The sequence below is a fragment of the Halobaculum magnesiiphilum genome (genome assembly GCF_019823105.1).
Lineage (GTDB): Archaea > Halobacteriota > Halobacteria > Halobacteriales > Haloferacaceae > Halobaculum > Halobaculum magnesiiphilum.
Genome location: NZ_CP081958.1, coordinates 189,896 through 208,272, shown reverse-complemented (window position 1 = coordinate 208,272; position 18,377 = coordinate 189,896). Strand labels below are relative to the sequence as shown.

General features: G+C 71.2%; 19 protein-coding genes. 8 read left to right on the top strand and 11 right to left on the bottom strand.

Features of this window, described 5'->3' with window-relative positions; all coding sequences use genetic code 11:
• Positions 1–83: 83 nt before the first annotated feature.
• The 3 genes from K6T50_RS01130 to K6T50_RS01120 all read right to left on the bottom strand — a co-directional run bounded on the left by K6T50_RS01130 (position 84) and on the right by K6T50_RS01120 (position 2,073).
• Positions 84–1,079 (bottom strand): metal-dependent hydrolase, encoded by a 996-nt coding sequence (locus K6T50_RS01130; RefSeq protein WP_222607622.1) that lies wholly within the window; start codon positions 1,077–1,079, stop codon positions 84–86.
• Positions 1,080–1,219: 140 nt separating this feature from the next.
• Complete coding sequence (locus K6T50_RS01125) at positions 1,220–1,753, bottom strand: winged helix-turn-helix transcriptional regulator (protein WP_222607621.1); 534 nt, start codon at positions 1,751–1,753, stop codon at positions 1,220–1,222.
• Positions 1,750–2,073 carry a DUF7471 family protein gene (locus tag K6T50_RS01120; protein ID WP_222607620.1) on the bottom strand — a complete coding sequence of 108 codons (324 nt, stop codon included), beginning with the start codon at positions 2,071–2,073 and terminating at the stop codon, positions 1,750–1,752. The genes K6T50_RS01125 and K6T50_RS01120 overlap by 4 nt, the downstream gene beginning before the upstream one ends.
• 156 nt (positions 2,074–2,229) lie before the next feature.
• Between K6T50_RS01120 and K6T50_RS01115 the strand changes: the two genes are divergently transcribed.
• Entirely contained in the window at positions 2,230–3,855 is a 1,626-nt protein-coding gene (locus K6T50_RS01115; protein ID WP_222607619.1) for a TrkH family potassium uptake protein, read from the top strand.
• A gap of 22 nt (positions 3,856–3,877) precedes the next feature.
• Here the strand turns inward: K6T50_RS01115 and K6T50_RS01110 are convergent, their stop codons facing one another.
• The 3 genes from K6T50_RS01110 to gatC form a co-directional block, all read right to left on the bottom strand.
• Positions 3,878–4,093 carry a hypothetical protein gene (locus tag K6T50_RS01110; RefSeq protein ID WP_222607618.1) on the bottom strand — a complete coding sequence of 72 codons (216 nt, stop codon included), beginning with the start codon at positions 4,091–4,093 and terminating at the stop codon, positions 3,878–3,880.
• Between the two features lie 73 nt (positions 4,094–4,166).
• Positions 4,167–5,525, bottom strand: a complete 1,359-nt coding sequence (gene gatA / locus K6T50_RS01105; protein WP_222607617.1) for an Asp-tRNA(Asn)/Glu-tRNA(Gln) amidotransferase subunit GatA — start codon at positions 5,523–5,525, stop codon at positions 4,167–4,169.
• Positions 5,522–5,833 carry an Asp-tRNA(Asn)/Glu-tRNA(Gln) amidotransferase subunit GatC gene (gatC, locus tag K6T50_RS01100; RefSeq protein ID WP_222607616.1) on the bottom strand — a complete coding sequence of 104 codons (312 nt, stop codon included), beginning with the start codon at positions 5,831–5,833 and terminating at the stop codon, positions 5,522–5,524. Before gatC ends, gatA begins: the two co-directional genes overlap by 4 nt.
• 395 nt (positions 5,834–6,228) lie before the next feature.
• On the opposite strand from gatC, the gene K6T50_RS01095 reads away from it, so the two are divergent.
• Both K6T50_RS01095 and K6T50_RS01090 read left to right on the top strand, forming a co-directional pair.
• The gene (locus K6T50_RS01095) at positions 6,229–7,218 is read left to right on the top strand and encodes a transcription initiation factor IIB (RefSeq protein WP_222607615.1); all 990 of its coding nucleotides are present in this window, start codon (positions 6,229–6,231) and stop codon (positions 7,216–7,218) included.
• 78 nt (positions 7,219–7,296) lie between these two features.
• Positions 7,297–7,779, top strand: a complete 483-nt coding sequence (locus K6T50_RS01090) for an NUDIX hydrolase (RefSeq protein WP_222607614.1) — start codon at positions 7,297–7,299, stop codon at positions 7,777–7,779.
• 212 nt (positions 7,780–7,991) lie between these two features.
• On the opposite strand, the gene K6T50_RS01085 is transcribed toward K6T50_RS01090, so the two are convergent.
• Entirely contained in the window at positions 7,992–9,113 is a 1,122-nt protein-coding gene (locus tag K6T50_RS01085) for an asparagine synthase C-terminal domain-containing protein (protein ID WP_222607613.1), read from the bottom strand.
• Positions 9,114–9,133: 20 nt separating this feature from the next.
• A complete protein-coding gene (locus K6T50_RS01080) occupies positions 9,134–9,817 on the bottom strand; it encodes a PHP domain-containing protein (RefSeq protein ID WP_222607612.1) in 684 nt (227 codons plus the stop codon).
• A gap of 129 nt (positions 9,818–9,946) precedes the next feature.
• Here K6T50_RS01080 and purL point away from each other — a divergent pair, with 129 nt between their 5' ends.
• Complete coding sequence (purL, locus tag K6T50_RS01075) at positions 9,947–12,100, top strand: phosphoribosylformylglycinamidine synthase subunit PurL (RefSeq protein ID WP_222607611.1); 2,154 nt, start codon at positions 9,947–9,949, stop codon at positions 12,098–12,100.
• Positions 12,101–12,193: 93 nt separating this feature from the next.
• Positions 12,194–13,600 carry a hypothetical protein gene (locus K6T50_RS01070; protein ID WP_222607610.1) on the top strand — a complete coding sequence of 469 codons (1,407 nt, stop codon included), beginning with the start codon at positions 12,194–12,196 and terminating at the stop codon, positions 13,598–13,600.
• A 7-nt stretch (positions 13,601–13,607) separates the two neighbouring features.
• Here the strand turns inward: K6T50_RS01070 and K6T50_RS01065 are convergent, their stop codons facing one another.
• Complete coding sequence (locus tag K6T50_RS01065) at positions 13,608–13,766, bottom strand: DUF7550 family protein (RefSeq protein WP_222607609.1); 159 nt, start codon at positions 13,764–13,766, stop codon at positions 13,608–13,610.
• A 133-nt stretch (positions 13,767–13,899) separates the two neighbouring features.
• Here K6T50_RS01065 and K6T50_RS01060 point away from each other — a divergent pair, with 133 nt between their 5' ends.
• Together K6T50_RS01060 and hisF are read left to right on the top strand one after the other, a co-directional pair.
• Positions 13,900–14,226, top strand: coding sequence for a hypothetical protein (locus tag K6T50_RS01060; RefSeq protein WP_222607608.1), 327 nt, complete (start codon positions 13,900–13,902; stop codon positions 14,224–14,226).
• Between the two features lie 119 nt (positions 14,227–14,345).
• A complete protein-coding gene (gene hisF / locus K6T50_RS01055; protein WP_222607607.1) occupies positions 14,346–15,176 on the top strand; it encodes an imidazole glycerol phosphate synthase subunit HisF in 831 nt (276 codons plus the stop codon).
• 132 nt (positions 15,177–15,308) lie between these two features.
• On the opposite strand, the gene K6T50_RS01050 is transcribed toward hisF, so the two are convergent.
• On the bottom strand, positions 15,309–15,617 hold the full coding sequence (locus K6T50_RS01050; RefSeq protein WP_222607606.1) for a DNA-directed RNA polymerase subunit L: 309 nt from the start codon (positions 15,615–15,617) through the stop codon (positions 15,309–15,311).
• 155 nt (positions 15,618–15,772) lie between these two features.
• A complete protein-coding gene (locus K6T50_RS01045) occupies positions 15,773–16,795 on the bottom strand; it encodes an MBL fold metallo-hydrolase (RefSeq protein ID WP_222607605.1) in 1,023 nt (340 codons plus the stop codon).
• Positions 16,796–17,030: 235 nt separating this feature from the next.
• Between K6T50_RS01045 and K6T50_RS01040 the strand changes: the two genes are divergently transcribed.
• Complete coding sequence (locus K6T50_RS01040; RefSeq protein ID WP_222607604.1) at positions 17,031–18,326, top strand: sensor histidine kinase; 1,296 nt, start codon at positions 17,031–17,033, stop codon at positions 18,324–18,326.
• Positions 18,327–18,377 lie beyond the last annotated feature (51 nt).

Sequence of the window (18,377 nt, the reverse complement as noted above, 5' to 3'; positions counted from 1 at the left end):
AACTCGCTATTCGGCGCCGGGGTGTAAAACGGTCGGCCCGCGGCGCCCGACGGTCCGCCCGCGGGTTCCGCCCCGTCGCCCGGTCAGGCGACGCCAGCGAGGTACGCGACCAGGTAGGCCAGCCACGCGATGGTCACCGCGGCCAACCCGGTGAACAGGGCGCGTTCGGCACCCGGTCGTGCGAACTCGGGCGAGAGCGCCGCGCGCCCCCGGCGACGGATCCGGACCGGCGCGACCCCGACGGCGCCGACCGCGAGTACCGAGAAGACGAACGGGTACGAGAGGTCCAGCGTCGGCGCCGGAATGAGGAAGACCCCGGCGGCGTACCCGGCTCCGGCGACCGCGAGCGGATCCACGCGGCGCGGGAGGTCGAACGCACGGCGCGACCGTCCGTCACGTTCGGCGCGGAGGTGACTCCACGCCAGCGCGGCCGCCCAGACGGTCGCCAGTTCGAGCGCGAACGCGCCCAGGAGGTGCAGCGTCGGGTCCGCCGACAGCGCCACCCGGGCGGTCACCACGTCGGTGGTGAGGGGATAGAGGAACGCCGGCGGCTCGCCGGTGAACAGGTCGCCGAAGGGGTGTGAGGCGAGGCCGGCGAGCGCGAGCGCGAACGTCGCCCGCGGCGTCAGCTCGGTCCGCCGGCGAACCCCGGCCGCCAGCGCGAGCGCGGTCACGACGAACGCGACGGTCACGACCGCCCCGAGCGCGCCGCTGACGGTCCCCGTAACCGCGACCAGGCCCGCGACGAGCGCGAGCGCCACGGCGCGGGCGCTCGCGCGGCCGTCCACCCACGCGGCGGCCGCGAGCGCGACGACCGGCGCGACGACCAGCGAGTGGGTCACCGCACGGTGGACGAGGTTCCCCGTGGACCAGAACGACTCCGCGAGGCCCAGCGCGCCCGCGCCGCTCCCGAGCGACGAGACGACGCCGACCAGCGCGTACCCGATGTCGACGTCGGGTGCGGCGGCGAACAGCGCGGCCACGGCGCCGAACGTGAGCGCACGCGCCGGCCGCTCGCCGAAGCGTCGCGCGACGAGCGCGACGAGGGCGAACGCCGCCAGCGCGTGGCCTACGAACATGACAGCTTCTACCACCTCATCGGATTTAAACTCGCGGCAGAACGTGTAACACGGTAGCGCGCGACACACCGGCGGAGGGCACACGTGGTGAGTGTCCCTTCCGGGCTGGAAAACGGGGCGGCCGCAGTCCGGGGGTGGCGCTACTCCAGGAGGGCGTCGACCAGCCGCGTGAACCGGTCGAGCAGCCGGTCGGGGAGCGACGGCTCGATGCGGCGCAGCGACCGGGCGGTCGCCTCGGGGTCGGTCAGTGCGAGGGTCACTCGGCCCCTGCTGTCGCGGCGCTTCTCGACGACGCCGGCGTCGACGAGGCCGTCGAGGTGGTGCTCGAGCGTGCTGCGGGCGACGCCGACCGCCTCGGCGACGGCGTCGGGGGAGGCGGGGGCGTCGAGGAGTTCGACTACGGCGTCGCGGGCGGTCTCGCGTCTGAACAACGCGATCCGGCGGCGTTCGAGCGGGTCGAGCGCGGGGTCGAAGTAGTGCGTGCGCCCGGAGACCTGCTCGCCGACGACGCGGTCGGCGCGCGCGAGCCGCCGGAGGTGGTACTGCGCCTGCCCCGGCGCGAGATCGAGGCGTCGGACCAGCTCGTTGAAGTGGAGTCCGGGGTTGGCGACCACGTAGTCCGCGACGCGCTCGCGGGTCGGGCGCCCGGTCGCCGGCGTGGCGCGATCGCTCACGACGCCGCCTCCGTCCGGATCGTCCGGGCGTAGTACACCGCCGCGACGACGAGGCCGGCCATGACCACGTCGAGGAGGTGTTCGCCGAAGTGGTGCGCCTCCGCGCCGACGAGGCCGAAGGCCGTCGCGCCCGCGAGCCCCGCCCGCAGCGAGAGGGTGCCGAGCGCGAGCGCGACGAGGAGGTACGACCGCGACCGGCGCCGAAGAAACGCCGCGAGTCCGAGCCCGAGCAGGCCGGCGCCGGCGAGCCCGCCGAGGGCGACGACGAGCGCGTAGACGACGCCGTGGGCGGCGGGCGCGAGGTGAAGTACCGTGTCCATACACGGGATCGCTCGCCGAGCGACTTGACCGTTGCGCGGTGGCTCGGCCACCGGATGGATCGCCGCAGAACGGCGAGATCGAAGACGAGAGGACGAGGACGGGAGGTCGACGAGAGAACGATACGTTGAACACGGACGCGACCGCGCGATTCGAGAGTGAACCTCCGCGTCGAGTACCGGGCGAGCCTGAGCCTCGTCGGCACAGTCGTGCGCTACCTCTCGGTGCCGCTAGTGGCGCCGCTTCTCGTCTCGGTGTACTACGGCGAGTCGGTCGCCCCGTTCCTCGTCACCATCGCGCTCGCGCTGGGGGTCGGCACCGGGCTCGAACGCCTCGACCCCGAGCCCGAACTGGGTGCCCGCGAGGGGTTCCTGATGGTCGCGGTCACGTGGCTGGCGGTCGGGCTCGTCGGGGCAGTCCCGTACCTGATCGAGGCCCACGGGGTCCCCGGGATCGTCGCTCCCCTCGCGCCGGCTTCGACGCTCGCGAACCCCGTGAACGCCCTGTTCGAGTCGATGTCCGGCTTCACGACGACGGGCGCGACAGTCCTCGGCGACATCTCCTTCGACACCCACGGTCGCGGGATCATGCTGTGGCGCCAGCTCACCCAGTGGCTCGGCGGGATGGGGATCGTCGTCCTCGCGGTCGCGATCCTCCCCGAGCTCTCCGTCGGCGGCGCCCAGCTCATGGACGCCGAGGCGCCCGGCCCGGGCATCGAGAAGCTCACGCCGCGGATCGCCGAGACCGCCCGCGTGCTGTGGGGCGTCTACGCCGGCATCACGGCCCTCGAGATCGTCCTCCTGTACGGGATGCACGTCGCGGGCCCGGCGCTCGGGATGCCGGAGCTCGCCCCGAACATGACGCTGTACAACGCCGTCGCCCACGGGCTGACGACGATGCCGACGGGCGGGTTCTCGCCGGAGGCTCGATCGATCGAGGCGTTCTCCGCGGCGGTGCAGTGGGTCATCGTCCCGTTCATGGTGGCCGCCGGGATCAACTTCGCGCTGTTCTGGGGTGTGATCACCGGGAACCCGCGAGGGATGCTCCGCGACGTGGAGTTCCGGGCGTACGTCGGCGCCGTGGGCGCCGTCGCCGTCCTCCTGGCGGGGCTGTTGTTCACGGGCGGGTTCGTCGACGCGGTGCCCGCGGGCGACGCCACCTTCGACGCCGACTACCTGGCGCAGGTGACGGCCGCGGTCTCCGGGAACCTCGAACCCGCGCTCCGGCACGCGGTGTTCCAGTCGCTCGCGATCGTGACGACCACCGGGTACGCCAGCATCGACTTCAACACGTGGGCGCCGGCGGCGCAGTACGTCCTCCTGTTCGGGATGTTCCTCGGCGGCTCGGCCGGGTCGACGGGCGGGGGGATCAAGATCATTCGGTGGGTCGTCATCGCGAAGTCGCTGCGGCGCGAACTGTTTACGACGGCCCACCCCGACGCCGTCCGGCCGGTGCGGCTCAACGGCCGCGCGCTCGACGAGCGCGGCGTGCGCGGCATCTTCGCGTTCACGCTGCTGTACATCTCGTTGTTCTTCCTCTCGGCACTGGTGTTGTTCCTCGACAGCGTCCGTGCGGACACTGCCTTCTCCGTCCTCGAGATCCTGAGCGCCGCCGCGACGACGCTCGGGAACGTCGGGCCGGGGTTCGGCGCGCTCGGCCCGATGGGGAGTTACCTCCCGTTCACGAACGCGAGCAGGCTGTACATGATCTTCCTCATGTGGATCGGCCGACTGGAGATCATCCCGGTGCTGGTCTGTTTCACGCCGGAGTACTGGCGACGGTGAGGGGTTCGGGTCGGCGGCGACGCTACCGCCGCGACGGCCGTCGCCCGCGATATCCGAGATACAGGGTACCGATCAGCAGGAGGAACGACGTCCCGACGACCGTGAACACGAGCCCGCCGGCGCCGGTTCCGAACAGGAACCACAACGCGGCGAGCACGTAGGGTATCACCAGCAGCGTGATCACGATCCGCTGGCGACGTTCGACGGCGCCGAGTCGCCGGTGGAGGGCCTCGTCCATACTTGGAGCGTTAAACTCGGGAGCAAAAGCGTACTGATGGGGCGACTCCCCGACTGGCCGGCGGCCGCGCAGCCTACTCCTCGACGGCGCTGCCGGCGCGGATGACCGCTTCCTCGCCGAAGGCGGGGCCGACGAACTGCATCCCGACGGGGAGGTCGTCGGCCTCGCCCGCCGGCACCGAGATGGCCGGGAGGTTCGCGAGGTTCACCGGCACGGTGTTGGCGTCCATGAGGTACAGCGAGAGCGGGTCGTCGAGGCTCTCGCCGCGCTTCGGGGGGAGAACGGGCATCGTCGGCGTCGCCAGCACGTCGGCCTCCGAGAGCGCTTCGTCGAAGTCGCGCTTCACCCATGCCCGGGCGTCCTGGGCCTTCTTGTAGTACTTGTCGTGGTAGCCAGCCGAGAGCGCGTACGTCCCGAGCAGGATCCGCCGTTTCACCTCGTCGCCGAAGCCCTCCTCGCGCGACCGGGCGAACGACTCGTTCCAGTTGCCCTCGCCGCCGTCGACGCCGTAGCGGACGCCGTCGAAGCGCGCGAGGTTCGAGGACGCCTCCGACATCGCGATGACGTAGTACGCCTGCACCGCGTGCTCGACGGAGGGGAGCGACACCTCGACGGTCTCGACGCCCTTCGCTTCCAGGTCCGCGAGCGCGTCCTCGAACACCGCGACGACCTCGTCGTCGGCGCCCTCGACCAGCTCGGTCGGGACGCCGACGGTCATGCCGTCCACGTCGCCGTCGGCGGCGGCGGCGTACTCGGTCGCGTCCGCGGGGTGGGTGTCGTCCGGAACGCCGGGCGCGTCGGCCGCGCCGCCCTCGGCGGCGTCGTAGCGCGTCGTCGCGTCGTGTTCGTCGGGGCCAGCGATCGCGTCCAGGAGCGCGGCCGCGTCCTCGACGGTGCGAGCGAACGGACCGATCTGCTCCAGCGAGTTGGCGTACGCGACGAGGCCGTACCGCGAGACGAGCCCGTACGTCGGCTTGATCCCGACGACGCCGCAGAACGCGGCGGGGTTGCGAACGGAGCCGCCCGTGTCGGAGCCGAGCGCCAGATCCGCCTCGCCGGCGGCGACGGCCGCCGCCGAGCCGCCCGAGGAGCCGCCGGGGACGCGCTCGGGGTCGACGGGGTTCTTCGTCGGTCCGAACGCCGAGGTCTCGGTGGTGCCGCCCATCCCGAATTCGTCCATGTTCGTTTTGCCGACGATGGTCGCGCCGGCGTCGCGGAGGCGCTCGACGACCGTGGCGTCGTACGGCGGCACGTAGTCAGCGAGCATCGCCGAGCCGCAGGTCGTGGGGATCCCCTCGGTGGAGATGTTGTCCTTCACCGCGACCGTCCTGCCCGCGAGCGGCCCGTCGGCGTCGCCCTCGACGGTCTCGCGGGTGAGGAACGCGTTCAGGTCGCCCGCCGCGTCGCCGTCGGGGGCGTCGTCGGCGCTCATGAGACCTTCGGCCCCTTGAAGAAGCCCGCCTCCGAGTCGGGCGCGTTCGCCAGCGCCTCCTCCTGGGAGAGGCCCTCGCGCACCTCGTCGGCGCGCATCACGTTCACCAGGTCGGGGTCGTCCGCGACCTCGGGCACCTCGTCGAGCGCCGCGAAGTAGTCGAGCACGTCCGCGAACTGCTCGGCGAACGCCGCTGCCTCCTCGTCGTCGAGGTCGACCCGGGCGAGATCGGCGACGTGGCGGACCTCGTCGGGATCGACGGCGTCCGCGTCGGCGGCCGACGCGTCGCCCTCGTCCGTCGCTGTCATGTGCGATGGGTGCCGCGGACCGCGAGTAAGGGTTTCGATACCCCCGACACCGGATCTCGGGGCGACGCTGTTCCCTCGGGCCACCCCGAACATCCAACGTTCAGACCACGACACTCGGCGACGATCCACGATCATCCACGACGATCCACGGTTAGCCGGGATCGACTGCCGCGTTCGGCGACGGGTACTCCTGCGTGGGGATCAATAGATCAAGTGATCGAGCGGACGGTTCGCCGCGATCGGATCGGCGCGATCCGACCCCGTCGCCGTCGGGTAGATTTTCACGGACGCCCCGTCGTAATCCGCCAGCAGGTATAAGTGGCTTGCGAACCTGCAATGGGTACAGCGAACCAGGCAGAGAGACGCCTCTCTGGCTTTCGTTCCCCAACCCCACAATGAGTGAGAACGTCCGAAGTTACACGGACGACCGATCGAGTACGGCCACCATCGACGAGGACGAGTCGGCGTCCGAGTCGGAGGGAGAACAGCTCGAGTGTCCCGAGTGCGGCGGCGACCTCGTGAACGACACCGAGCGCGGCGAGACGGTGTGTCGCGACTGCGGCCTCGTCGTCGAGGAGGACGAGATCGACCACGGGCCGGAGTGGCGCGCGTTCGACTCCAAGGAGAAGGACGAGAAGTCCCGCGTCGGCGCCCCGACGACCAACATGATGCACGACAAGGGGCTGTCGACCAACATCGGCTGGCAGGACAAGGACGCCTACGGCAACCAGCTGTCGGGCCGCCAGCGCGAGAAGATGCAGCGCCTGCGTACCTGGAACGAGCGCTTCCGCACGCGCGACTCCAAGGAGCGCAACCTCAAGCAGGCGCTCGGCGAGATCGACCGCATGGCGAGCGCCCTCGGACTCCCGGACAACGTTCGCGAGACCGCCTCCGTCATCTATCGTCGCGCGCTCGACGAGGATCTCCTCCCGGGCCGCTCCATCGAGGGTGTCGCCACCGCGAGCCTGTATGCGGCTGCTCGACAGGCCGGGACACCTCGAAGCCTCGACGAGATCACGAACGTCTCGCGCGTCGAGAAGGACGAGATCGCCCGGACGTACCGCTACGTCGTCCGCGAACTGAAGCTGGAGATCCAGCCGGCCGACCCCGAGAGCTATGTCCCGCGGTTCGCCTCCGACCTGGACCTGTCCGACGAGTCCGAGCGTCGCGCCAGACAGCTCCTTCAGACGGCAAAACAGGAGGGCGTCCACTCGGGCAAGTCGCCGGTGGGACTCGCCGCCGCGGCCGTCTACGCCGCGTCGCTGCTCACCAACGAGAAGGTGACCCAAAGCGAGGTGAGCGAGGTGGCGAACATCTCGGAGGTCACCATCCGGAACCGCTACCACGAGCTGCTGGAAGCCGAGGAAGAAGTCCAGCTCGGCTGATTCTGGCGTCTCTCTCGTCGGCCCCGAACGCGCTCGCGCTTTCGTAACGTCGAAGCCACCCACCCGCCAGCCACGGGTATGGAAACCACGCGCCACTTCACCGCGACCGTCTATCTCGTCCACGACGGCGCGACCGCGCTGCACGAACACCCGAAACTCGGGATCCGCATCCCCCCTGGAGGCCACGTCGACCGCGACGAACTCCCCCACGAGGCGGGGCTGCGCGAGGCACGCGAGGAGACCGGCCTCGATCCGACGCTCGTCGACGACACGCCCGATATCGAGGCACCCGCCGGCGAGACCCTCCCGGCCCCCCGGCACACGATGCTGTACGACATCGACGTCCACGACGACGGAACCGTCGGTCACCAGCACATCGACTCGATCTACTTCGCCGCCGTCGACGGCCGCCGGATCGATCCGAACGGCGACGACGAGGTCGGCGCCGACGCCTGGGCGTGGTACACCCCCGAGGACCTCCGCGGGAGCGACATCGATAGCGACACCACGCGGATCGGCATCGAGGCCATCGAGACCGTCGCCGCCGCGAGCGAGGAGTAACGAACGGAAGTCGGTGTGGGCGATCGATGCCGTCGGTTCGCGGAGCGACTGCACCGGTGTCGCCGCGAACCTTCTTCGGGGAAGCCGGGACTACAGCCGCCATCGAGTGACCCAAGACGGGCGGCGCACAGCGGGTGTGCGACACCGCGTCGCCCGGCGGTGTCCCGTGAGGTCGTGTCGCCTGTCAGCCATCGTTCGTCCGCGAGCGGCGTCTACGCGTCGCCATCCGGCGGGTACTCCTCGCCGCATAGGTCGGCGACGTAGCGACCGACGTGGTCGTCCATCCGCCGTTTGAACCCCGCCTGTCGGGCGAGGCGGTCGAGTTCTCGCGAGACGTAGGTGCCGTACTGGACGGCCTTCTTCTCCGCCGAGCGGACGCGCTCGGGGACGAGTCCCTCGGCGGCGGCGCGCAGCGCCACCTTCCGCTCGCCGTCGGCGACGAGCAGGTGTCCGGGCAGCGCCAGCGCCGCGGCGACGACGCGGTCGTGCAGCAGCGGCGCGACGGGCTCGACGCCGGCGGCCCGCAGCGCCAGCACGTCGCGCTCCAGTTGGTCGGGGAGCGTCGCGACCGTCTCTCGGCGGGCACCCCGGACGGTGTCGGCGTCGACTCGGGGGTCATCGGCCGGGTCGACCAGCTTCGCGTAGCCCCCGAACAGCTCGTCGGCACCCTGACCGACGGCGAGGCGGTCGTAGCCGTCGGCGGCCGCACGTTCCGCGACGAGATACAGCGGGAGCGCGATCGCCACGTCCATCGGGTTGCGCCGTCCGGTCGCGGCGACGATCTCGGGGACGGCGCGTTCGAGATCCGCGTGCGAGAGGCTGACCTCCCGCAGGTCGCGGTCCATCGCTTCGGCGGCGTCGCGAGCGGCCGCCACGTCGTGGGCGCCCTCGAAGCCGGCGACGTACAGCGGCGCCCCGGGGACGCCGGCGGCGACGACCGCCGAGTCGACGCCGCCGGAGAACGCCACCGCGAGGCCGTCGGGGTCGACCGCGTGAACGCTCGTGTCGACTGCGTCGGCGACCGCGCCGAGCGCGGCTTCGTCGCCCGGCGGATCGGGGTCGGGAAGCGCCCAGACGCGTCGCTCGCCGTCGCCGTCGAGCGCGTGTCCCGCCGGAAGCGATCGCGGGCGTTCGAGACCGTCGGGGCTGCGACTCCAGCGGTCCGGGTCGTCGGCGTCCACGAACAGCGGCCGACGACCGAGCACGTCGCGAACGAGCGTCCCGTCGACGACGCCCGCGAACCCGTCGGTTCCGGGCAGCGGGTCGCCGTCCGCGAGCGCGGCGCGGACGACCGCGGGGTCCGCGGCGTCTCCGTCGCCGTCGAAGTCCGTCACCCCGGGTCGACGCTCGCGAGTCACAGGAAGTCGGCGACGCGGCGGCCGATCCGGCGCTTGGCGCCGCCGGCGGCCTGCCGGAAGGAGATGTACCACGGCGTCCGCTTGCCGACCACGCTCGTGCGGCCGTCACGGATCGCCTCGAGGATCGCGTCGACCGAGCGCTCGTCGGCGCCCACCTCGGTGACGGCCTGCCCCACCATCTCGGCGATGTGCGCGTCGCTTCCGGCGGTCATCGGGAGCCCGCGGTTCACCGCGAACGTCTCCGCCTGTCGGTTCGAACGGCCCGTGAGGAGCCGGGAGTTGTACACCTCGATCGCGTCGGCGGTCGCCAACTGGTCGTCGGTGATGTGGGGGGCGACGCCGTGGCGGGACTTCTGGAACGGGTGCGGGACGACCGCGAGGCCGCCCTGGTCGTGGATCCGGTCGAGCGTCTCGTCGTAGTCGAGGCCGGCGGGGATCAGCTCCTCGATACCGAACGCGAGCACGTGACCGGCGGCGCTGGTGATCTCCATGCCCGGGATACCGACGAGCCCGTAGTCGTCCGCCATATCGGCGGCCTCCAGGCTCGCATCGAGTTCGTCGTGGTCGGTAACCGCCAGCGCGTCGAGCCCGACCGCGGCCGCCTGTTCGAGGAGCATGTCGACCGGGTCGCGGCCGTCGTGTGAGAGCGCGGAGTGACTGTGCAGCTCGACCGATAGCACGGTCGCGGATACTCGTGGACCGTAGAAAAGGAATCCGGTCCGATCGGCCGCTCCGTCGCGCCCGACGAGGATACGCACGACCGTGCACATAGAAAGCCATTTGAGCGGCGATGTTGACCGTACTCGTGAATGCCCCTCGCCGACGCGGACCGCGAACTGGTGGAGGCGGAACTCGGACGGGAGCCCACCCGAGCCGAGGCCGCGCTGTTCGAGAACCTCTGGAGCGAGCACTGCGCGTACCGCTCGTCGCGCCCGCTGTTGGGCGCCTTCGAGAGCGAGTCCGAGGACGTCGTGATCGGCCCCGGCGACGACGCCGCGGTCGTCGCGCTCGACGAGGACACGTACGCCACGCTCGGCATCGAGAGCCACAACCACCCCTCGTACGTCGACCCCTTCGACGGGGCCGCCACGGGCGTCGGCGGCATCGTCCGCGACACGATGTCGATGGGCGCGTACCCGATCGCGCTGGCAGACTCGCTGTACTTCGGCGACTTCGACCGCGAGCACTCGCGGTACCTGTTCGAGGGCGTCGTCGAGGGGATCAGCCACTACGGCAACTGCATCGGCGTCCCCACGGTCGCCGGCTCCGTCGCGTTCAACGACGGGTACGAGGGGAACCCGCTCGTCAACGTCGCCTGCGTCGGGCTGACGACGCCGGATCGGCTCGTCACGGCGACGGCCGAGACGCCCGGCAACGCGCTTGTGCTCGTGGGCAACGCTACCGGCCGCGACGGCCTCGGTGGCGCCTCCTTCGCCTCGGAGGACCTCGCGGAGGATGCCGAGACGGAGGACCGCCCCGCCGTTCAGGTCGGTGACCCGTACGCCGAGAAGCGACTCATCGAGTGCAACGAGGCGCTCGTCGACGAGGGACTGCTCGTCGCCGCGCGCGACCTGGGAGCGGCCGGGCTCGGGGGCGCGTCCTCCGAGCTGGTCGCCAAGGGCGGCCTCGGCGCCGATATCGCCCTCGACCGCGTCCACCAGCGCGAGCCGAACATGAACGCCATGGAGATCCTGCTGGCCGAGAGCCAGGAGCGCATGGTGTACGAGGTCCGGCCCGAGGACACCGACCGCGTCGCCGAGCTGGCCGAGCGGTTCGACCTGGGCTGTTCGGTCATCGGCGAGGTGACCGACGGCAACTACGTGTGCACCTTCGAGGGCGAGACGGTCGTCGACGCGCCCGCCGAGTACCTCGCCGACGGCGCGCCGATGAACGACCTCGACCGCGAGGGGCCGAGCCGGCCCGAGCGCGACCTCCCCGTACTTGTCGCGGACGAGGAGCCCGATCCGGACGCGCTCGGCGAGGCGTTCGACGCCGTCGTCGGCCACCCGAACACCGCGAGCAAGCGCTGGGTGTACCGCCAGTACGACCACGAGGTCGGCGTCCGGACCTCGGTGCTCCCCGGCGACGACGCCGCGGTGATGGCTATCCGCGAGGCCGAAACCGACGGCGGCGACCCGGTCGGGCTGGCGCTGTCCTCCGGCTCCGAGCCGCGGTGGACGGAGGCGGCGCCGTACGAGGGCGCCCGCGCAGTCGCGCTGGAGAACGCGACGAACCTCGCGGCGAAGGGCGCGACCCCCCTCGCGGCGGTCGACTGCCTCAACGGCGGCAACCCGGAGAAGCCGGACGTGTACGGCGGCTTCGCGGCCGCCGTCGACGGCCTCGCCGAGATGTGCGCGGACCTCTCGATGCCTGTCGTCGGCGGCAACGTCTCGCTGTACAACGACTCGGTCGCCGGCCCCATCCCGCCGACGCCGACGCTGGCGGTCATCGGGACGAAGGCGGGCTTCGACGCGCCCCCGGCGGCGTTCGCCGGCGAGGGGAGCGTGCTCGCGGTCGGCGCCGCCGGCGGCGCGCTGGGCGGCTCGGAGTATCTCGCGCAGGCGGGCGGGAGCGACCGCTTCCCCGCCCTTCCGGAGAACGCGCCGGCGGTCGTGGAGACGCTCGCGGCGGTCGCCGACGGCGACGACACCCTCGCGGTGCACGACGTGAGTCACGGGGGACTCGCGGTCGCGCTCGCGGAGATGGTGACCGACGACGCCGGCGCCGAAGTCGCGCTCGACGACGCGCTCGCGCTGTTCGACGAGAGCCCCGGTCGCGCGGTGATCGAGACGGCCGACCCGGACGCGGTCCGGGCAGCATTCGACGGCGTCGCGCCGGTCGAGGAGATCGGCGAGGCGACCGCGGACGGGACGCTCTCGCTTTCGGTCGGCGACTCGGAACTGACGCGCGACGCCGGGTCGATCCGCGACCTCCGGTCGGTCATCGAGCGCGAACTGGACTGACGGCCTGCGTCGACGGACCGGTCGGCCGTTCCAGGGACGTGACATCGTGAGAATCGAACGAGCGCTTTTTGGTTCTCACGTTGACAATACGTCGTGTCGATCCGTGCCCTCCTCCTCGCAGCCCTCCTCGTCATCGGCGGCTGTGCGGCCCCCGCGGTCCCCCCGGCGACGACCGAGGGCGACCCCGCCGTCTCGGACCGCCACACGACGAGCGGGGGATCGCCGGATGCCACGATATCCACGGTGTCACCGTCGACGCCGTCGGCACAGTCGCCACAGTCGGCGCAGCCGCCGGCAGAGTCGCCGCAGCCGTCGCCGCAGTCGTCGCCGGGCGCGGACGGTACGGCCGCGAACACGTCGGAAACTGCCTCGCCGTCGCCCCGGGCGCTCGCGGACGGGTACGACGTTCGCGTGTCGGGCGGGTCGCTGCCGGTCGAGTACCCGCTGGTGTTCGCCCGGGTCGCGGTGACGGTGGACCGGCCGACGGTCGAACCGCCGTCGGTCGTCCGCATCGAGCCGAACGAGTCGATGGAGTTTGGCGGGAGCGCGTATCCGAAGTTCTACCGGCTGCTCGGCTTCCGGGTGGGTGCCGAGCGCGGGCGCGCGCTCACCGCGGCGGCGTACGTCGCGTCGCCGGAGGCGGTCGTCGTCAACGAGGCGGTCCTCGCGGACGCCGCGGGCGCGGAGTCGACGCTGGCCCACGAGTCGGTTCACGTCGTCCAGTTCCGGACGGGCGCGTTCGAGAACCTTGAGGGAACTGCGGCGACGCCGACGGGATCGACTGCCTCGCGGCTGCTCCGGGCGGCGATCGTCGAGGGGTCGGCGACGTACGTGCAGGGGGAGTACGTCCGCAGGTACGCGCCGGAGGCACCGACGCCGACAGAGCCGCTGCGCGCGCGAGCGGCGAACGGCTCGCCGGCGACGCGCCTCGGGACCGCGCCGTATCTCGCCGGCGCGCGCTACGTCGACGCGCGCGTGTCCGATCCCGGCGAGGTTCGCGTGGTGTACGCCGATCCGCCCCGCACGGCCGAGGAGTTGCTCCACGACCGCCCGCCCGGGAGCGAGCCGCTCGCGGCGCTGGCCGTTCGCGATGCGCCGGGGGACGGGTGGACCAGCGACGGACGGGCGAGGGACACCTACGGGGAGCTGTTCGTCCGCACGCTGTTGGAAACGAGCGTCGACGAGCCGACGGCGGCCGATGCCGCACACGGCTGGGACAACGACGTGCGACGGCGGTTCGTCGCGCACGCCGACGACGGGTCGACACACACCGGCTACGCGTGGGCGATCCGATTTGAGGACGCCTCCAACGCGACGGCGTTCGCGGCGGCGTTCGAGACGTGGCGGGCGGACCGTCCGGCGAACGCGTCGACGGTGCGGCTCGTTCGCGCCGCGCCGGGGACGGTCGTGCTGCTGCTCGGGGACGAGCGGTTCGTGAGGCGCGCCACGGCATCCGGCACGGACGGCGCAGTCACCGTCCGTGTGAACGGGACCGAATGATCCGAAGTTAGACCAGCAACAGCGGCACCACGAAGGTGACGAGGATGCCGACGAGCGCGACGATCGCGCCGGTGGCCGCCTGTCCGCTCGTGATCTCCTGCATCGGCGAGGTGACGCGTTCGTAGTCGAACTCCTTGAAGTGGTCGTGCTCGTGGTGGTCGGCCATGGTTCGTGATCGAGGGGGCGTCGCGCTGGTACTTAATCCGTCGTGGTCCGCGGCGCGCGCCCGGGGCCGGGAGGGCCGCCCCTCCGCCCCGACGGCCATCAGGGTTTTGACACGGACACCTGCACACGACTGCATGGTCCCCCGAGGACACACGTCGCTCCTCCGATTCGTCCGGCGGTCGGCACAGCGAAACGAGTACGTCGCCGAGGCCATCTGGTGGTCCGTCTTCGTCTGCTACGCCGTCAGCGTCGCCGCCATCAGCCTCGGCGGCGTCGTCGGCGGGGGGTACCTTTACTTCCGGTACGTCCTCCCGACGGTCGCCGCTCGGGTCGAGCCGATGGCGCAGGCGGTGGTCGGTCTCGCGTACGTGTTCGTGCTGTTCGTCCTCCTCCACTCGGTCGTCACCCGCATTCGCGATCGGCTGTACGGCGGCGGAACCGTCGCCGGCTGGAAGCAGTGAGCCGGACAGCGGGGTCCGGGTGAATCACGAACGATGAAGTGGGCGCAGTCGCCTCGCGGTGTGGCGGCGCCCACGCCGACAGGCGAAACGATGAAACCCGGTTCGGGGCTATCGAACGTATGACCCTCACGAAGCGGATCATCCCGTGTATCGACGTCGATCTCGACGACGACGGGAACGCCGCCGTCTACACCGGCGTCAACTTCGAGAACCTGGAGTACTCCGGCGACCCCGTCGAGATGGCGAAGAAGTACAACGAGGTCGGCGCCGACGAGTTCGTCTTCCTCGACATCACCGCGAGCGCGGAGGGGCGCGAGACGATGCTCGATACCGTGTCGGCGGTCGCCGACGAGTGTTTCATCCCGCTGACCGTCGGCGGCGGCATCCGAACGAAAGCCGACATCAAGGAGACGCTGCGGGCGGGGGCGGACAAGGTGTCCATCAACTCCGGCGCCATCGAGAACCCCGAACTGATCGCCGAGGGCGCCGACGCGTTCGGCAGCCAGTGCATCGTCATCTCTGTCGACGCCCGGCGGCGGTTCGACGACGAGGGCGACCACTACGTCGAGATCGAACGCGAGGACGGCGAGACCGAGGAGTGCTGGTTCGAGTGCACCGTCAAGGGCGGGCGGGAGGGAACCGGGATGGACGTGGTCACCTGGGCGACGGAGGCCGAGGAGCGCGGCGCCGGGGAGCTGTTCGTCAACTCAATCGACGCCGACGGCACGAAGGACGGTTACGACATCCCGCTCACGAAGGCGGTGTGTGACGCCGTGTCGACGCCGGTGATCGCCTCCTCCGGCTGTGGCGGCCCCGAGGACATGGAGGAGGTGTTCGTCGAGGCCGGCGCCGACGCGGGGCTCGCGGCGAGCATCTTCCACTTCGACGAGTACGGCATCGACGAGGTGAAGCGCTACCTCGACGAGCACGGCGTCCCCGTCCGGCTCTGAGCCGATCGAGCGCCCGCTCGTCCCGGCGGAGAACTGGATCGACGTGGCGGTTCCGAAGAGCGAGACGCTGCCCGACGAGCACGGAACGAGCACCGAGCGAGAACGAAGGAACGGACTGCGACGGGTCCCGGCTCAGGCCTCGGCGGCCGGGGCGTCGTCGAAGGCGGCCTCGATCCGGTCGTACAGCGTTTCGAGGTTGTCCGAGACGCCCGTGGCGGCCTGTTCGAGGGCGTCCAGCGGGTCCAGCCCGTCCTCGGTCTTGATCGAGAGGATCGGCTCGGTCTGACCGCCGGACTGCTCGGGGTTCATGTCGTACGTCGCCGCGGCGACGCCGTCGGCCCTGAGGAGCTGCCCCTTGAGGACGTTCATGAACGTGTGGTCCTCGCCCGCGATCTCGATGCGGAGTTCCTCGTCCGTCTTGTCGATGACGCGAAGTTCCATTGCCGGAGCGTTCGCCGCAGGCGCGTTTCAAGCTTGTGTTCCGCGGATTCGCGCGTCGCCGTCTCGTCGCCGGCGGGTGGGGTCGTCGCCGCCGTGTCGGGTCGTCACCGGGGGTCCGACCGGATCGTCGCCTCCGGCGCTCGCGACCCGGGCGGTCACTCCCCGGCCCACTCGACCACGCGGTCGATCCCCGGATCGGGGAACAGCGCCGACACGTCCGGGTCGGCGTCGACGAGGGCGTAGCGCGTTCCGTCGCGCTCGGCCACGCCGGCCTCGGCGAGGTGGTCGAGGTGGGCGTACGCCTCGCCCGGGCCGTGAAGGACGTGGATCCCGTGGAGGTCGCCGAACAGCGCGGCACTCACCTCCCACGGCGTCGACGGGCCGAGGTCGGCGAGCGCGTCGACGACGTTCTCGGTGCGCTCGACGTGGTGCCGGAGGATCGTCGCCGCCCGCCCCGCGGGGTCGTCGATGCGGTCGCGGTGACCCGGCCACGCCGTCCCTGGATCGAGGTCGATCAACTCCAGCAGGCTCCCGACGTAGCTCGCGAGGGGGGCCTCGACGCGAACGTCCGCGCCGCCGACGTTCGGGGTGTACTTCGGGAGGATGGCGTCGCCGACGAACGCCTCGTCGGCCGCGGGGTCGTGAAACGCCGTGAGCCCGGCTGCGTGTCCGGGAAGGTGAACGGCTTCGAGGGTGCGGTCGTTCACGGCGAACTCCTCGCCGTCGGCGAACGGCTCCACGTCGCACGGCTCGCCCCCGAGGTCGGCGTGGCCCTCGAGGAAGTCGACGAGCTCGGCGCGGGGCCCCTCCGGCATCCCCCACTCGCGGAACTTCTCGCCCTGGAGCCGTCGTTCCTCCAGGAGGCTGTCCTCGTCGCCGGCGACGAGCGGCGCGTCAGCCTCGTGGGCGTGGATCGTCGCGCCCGACTCCGACTGGATCGCGCCCGCGAGGCCGGCGTGGTCGGCGTGCCAGTGCGTGAGCAGGACGCGGTCAACGTCCGCGATCCCGTACCCGAGGTCGGCAAGGCCGTCGGCCAACTGCTCGCGAACCTCGGGGAGGGCGACGCCGGCGTCGACGAGGACGAGTTCGTCCGGGTCACCGCCGTCGGCGGGGCCGTCGAGCACGTACACGTTGTTCAGCCCCTCGAAGACGGTGTTGGTGAGACGGATCCGTTCCATGCCGACGGATGGGCTCCCCCGTGGCAAGAACCCTTCCGACTCGGATCACGGCGACCGCGACGGGGGACGATCCGCCACCCGTTGCAAGATCTGCCAGCCCTCGCGGCGACACGTACATTTTTCACGGACGGGAACACGGGAAGTACCCGCGAGTGTTCACCGTACAGCGCGCCAGTCATCGTCGCGGTCGGCCACACCGGAACGCAGGAGCCCGGGGCAGCCGAGGTGGGTGTCGATGACCCGGCGGTCCGTTCGCGACCGCCTGCGCGGCGCCGTCGCCGCGGTCCTGGCGTCCGCCGGCGCGTGGGCCTCCGCCGCCGCCGTCCGGTACGGGAACGGCGACGCCGCGGACCCGTCGGCCGCCCCGCGGGCGATCGCACGCGAGGTCGCGGTCGACGGCGCGACCGAGGGGGTGGTCGTCGTCGATAGCGACGGCGTCGTCGTCGAGTGTAACGGAACCGCGGCCGACGCGATGGGGGTCGATCAGGAGCTCGCCATCGGCGAGCCGATCGAGGCGCTCGATCCGGAAATCGCCGCTCGGGTCGACGAGTCGATCGCCGCCGACGGCGACGACCAGGTCGCAGACGACGATCGGGTCGCAGACGACGATCGGGTCGCAGACGGCGATGAGTTGGTCGCAGACGAGGACGATCAGGTCGCGGCCGACACGGACACGGCCACGGACGTTGACGCGAGCGGGACGACGCGTCTCACCCGGATGACCGACGAGGGGAAACGCCACTACGACCTTCACGTCTCCCGGTTCGGCCGACCCGAGCTGGCGGGCCGGGTTCTCACCTTCCGCGACGCGACCGACGAACACCGGCTTCGCCGGCGGGTGGGTGTGTTGAACCGGCTCCTCCGACACGACCTCCGGAACGAGATGAACGTCGTTCTGGGGTACACCGAACTGATCGAAGACCGCCTCAGACGAGAGGCAGCCGGGAGCGACGCGCCCGAGGACGCCCCCGACGACGAGGCGACGACCGCGCTCGACCGGATCACCGGCGCCGCCGAGACGATGCTCGACCGCGCGGAAACCGTTCGCCACGTCGAGGCGACGTTGGACGTGGACGTGTCCGCCAGATCGCGACTCGACGTGGCCGGGCTGGTGCGCGCGCAGGTCGAGGGGCTCGCCATGGAGTACCCGTCCGTGAACCCGCAGGTCACCGTCGACGCCCCCGAGTCGGCGTGGATCACCGCGACCGGACTGATAGACACCGTGTTCGTGAACCTCATCGAGAACGCGATCGAACACAGCCACCGCGAGCGACCGGGCATCGAGGTCACCGTCAGAGAATCAGGCGAGTACGTCGCCGTGACGGTCGCCGACGATGGCCCGGGGATCCCCAGTCAGGAGCTTCGGACGTTCCAGACCGAGGCCGAGACGGCCGTCACCCACTCGTCGGGACTGGGGCTGTGGCTCGTCGTGTGGATCACGGAGGAATCCGGGGGACGGGTCTCCTTCGACATCGACGAGACGGGTACCGCGGTCACGGTGGAGTTTCCCGCCGCCGATCCGCCGGAATAGTCGGGGCGGAGCCCGAAAACGTTCCGGAGCCCCGACGAGCGATGAACGGCG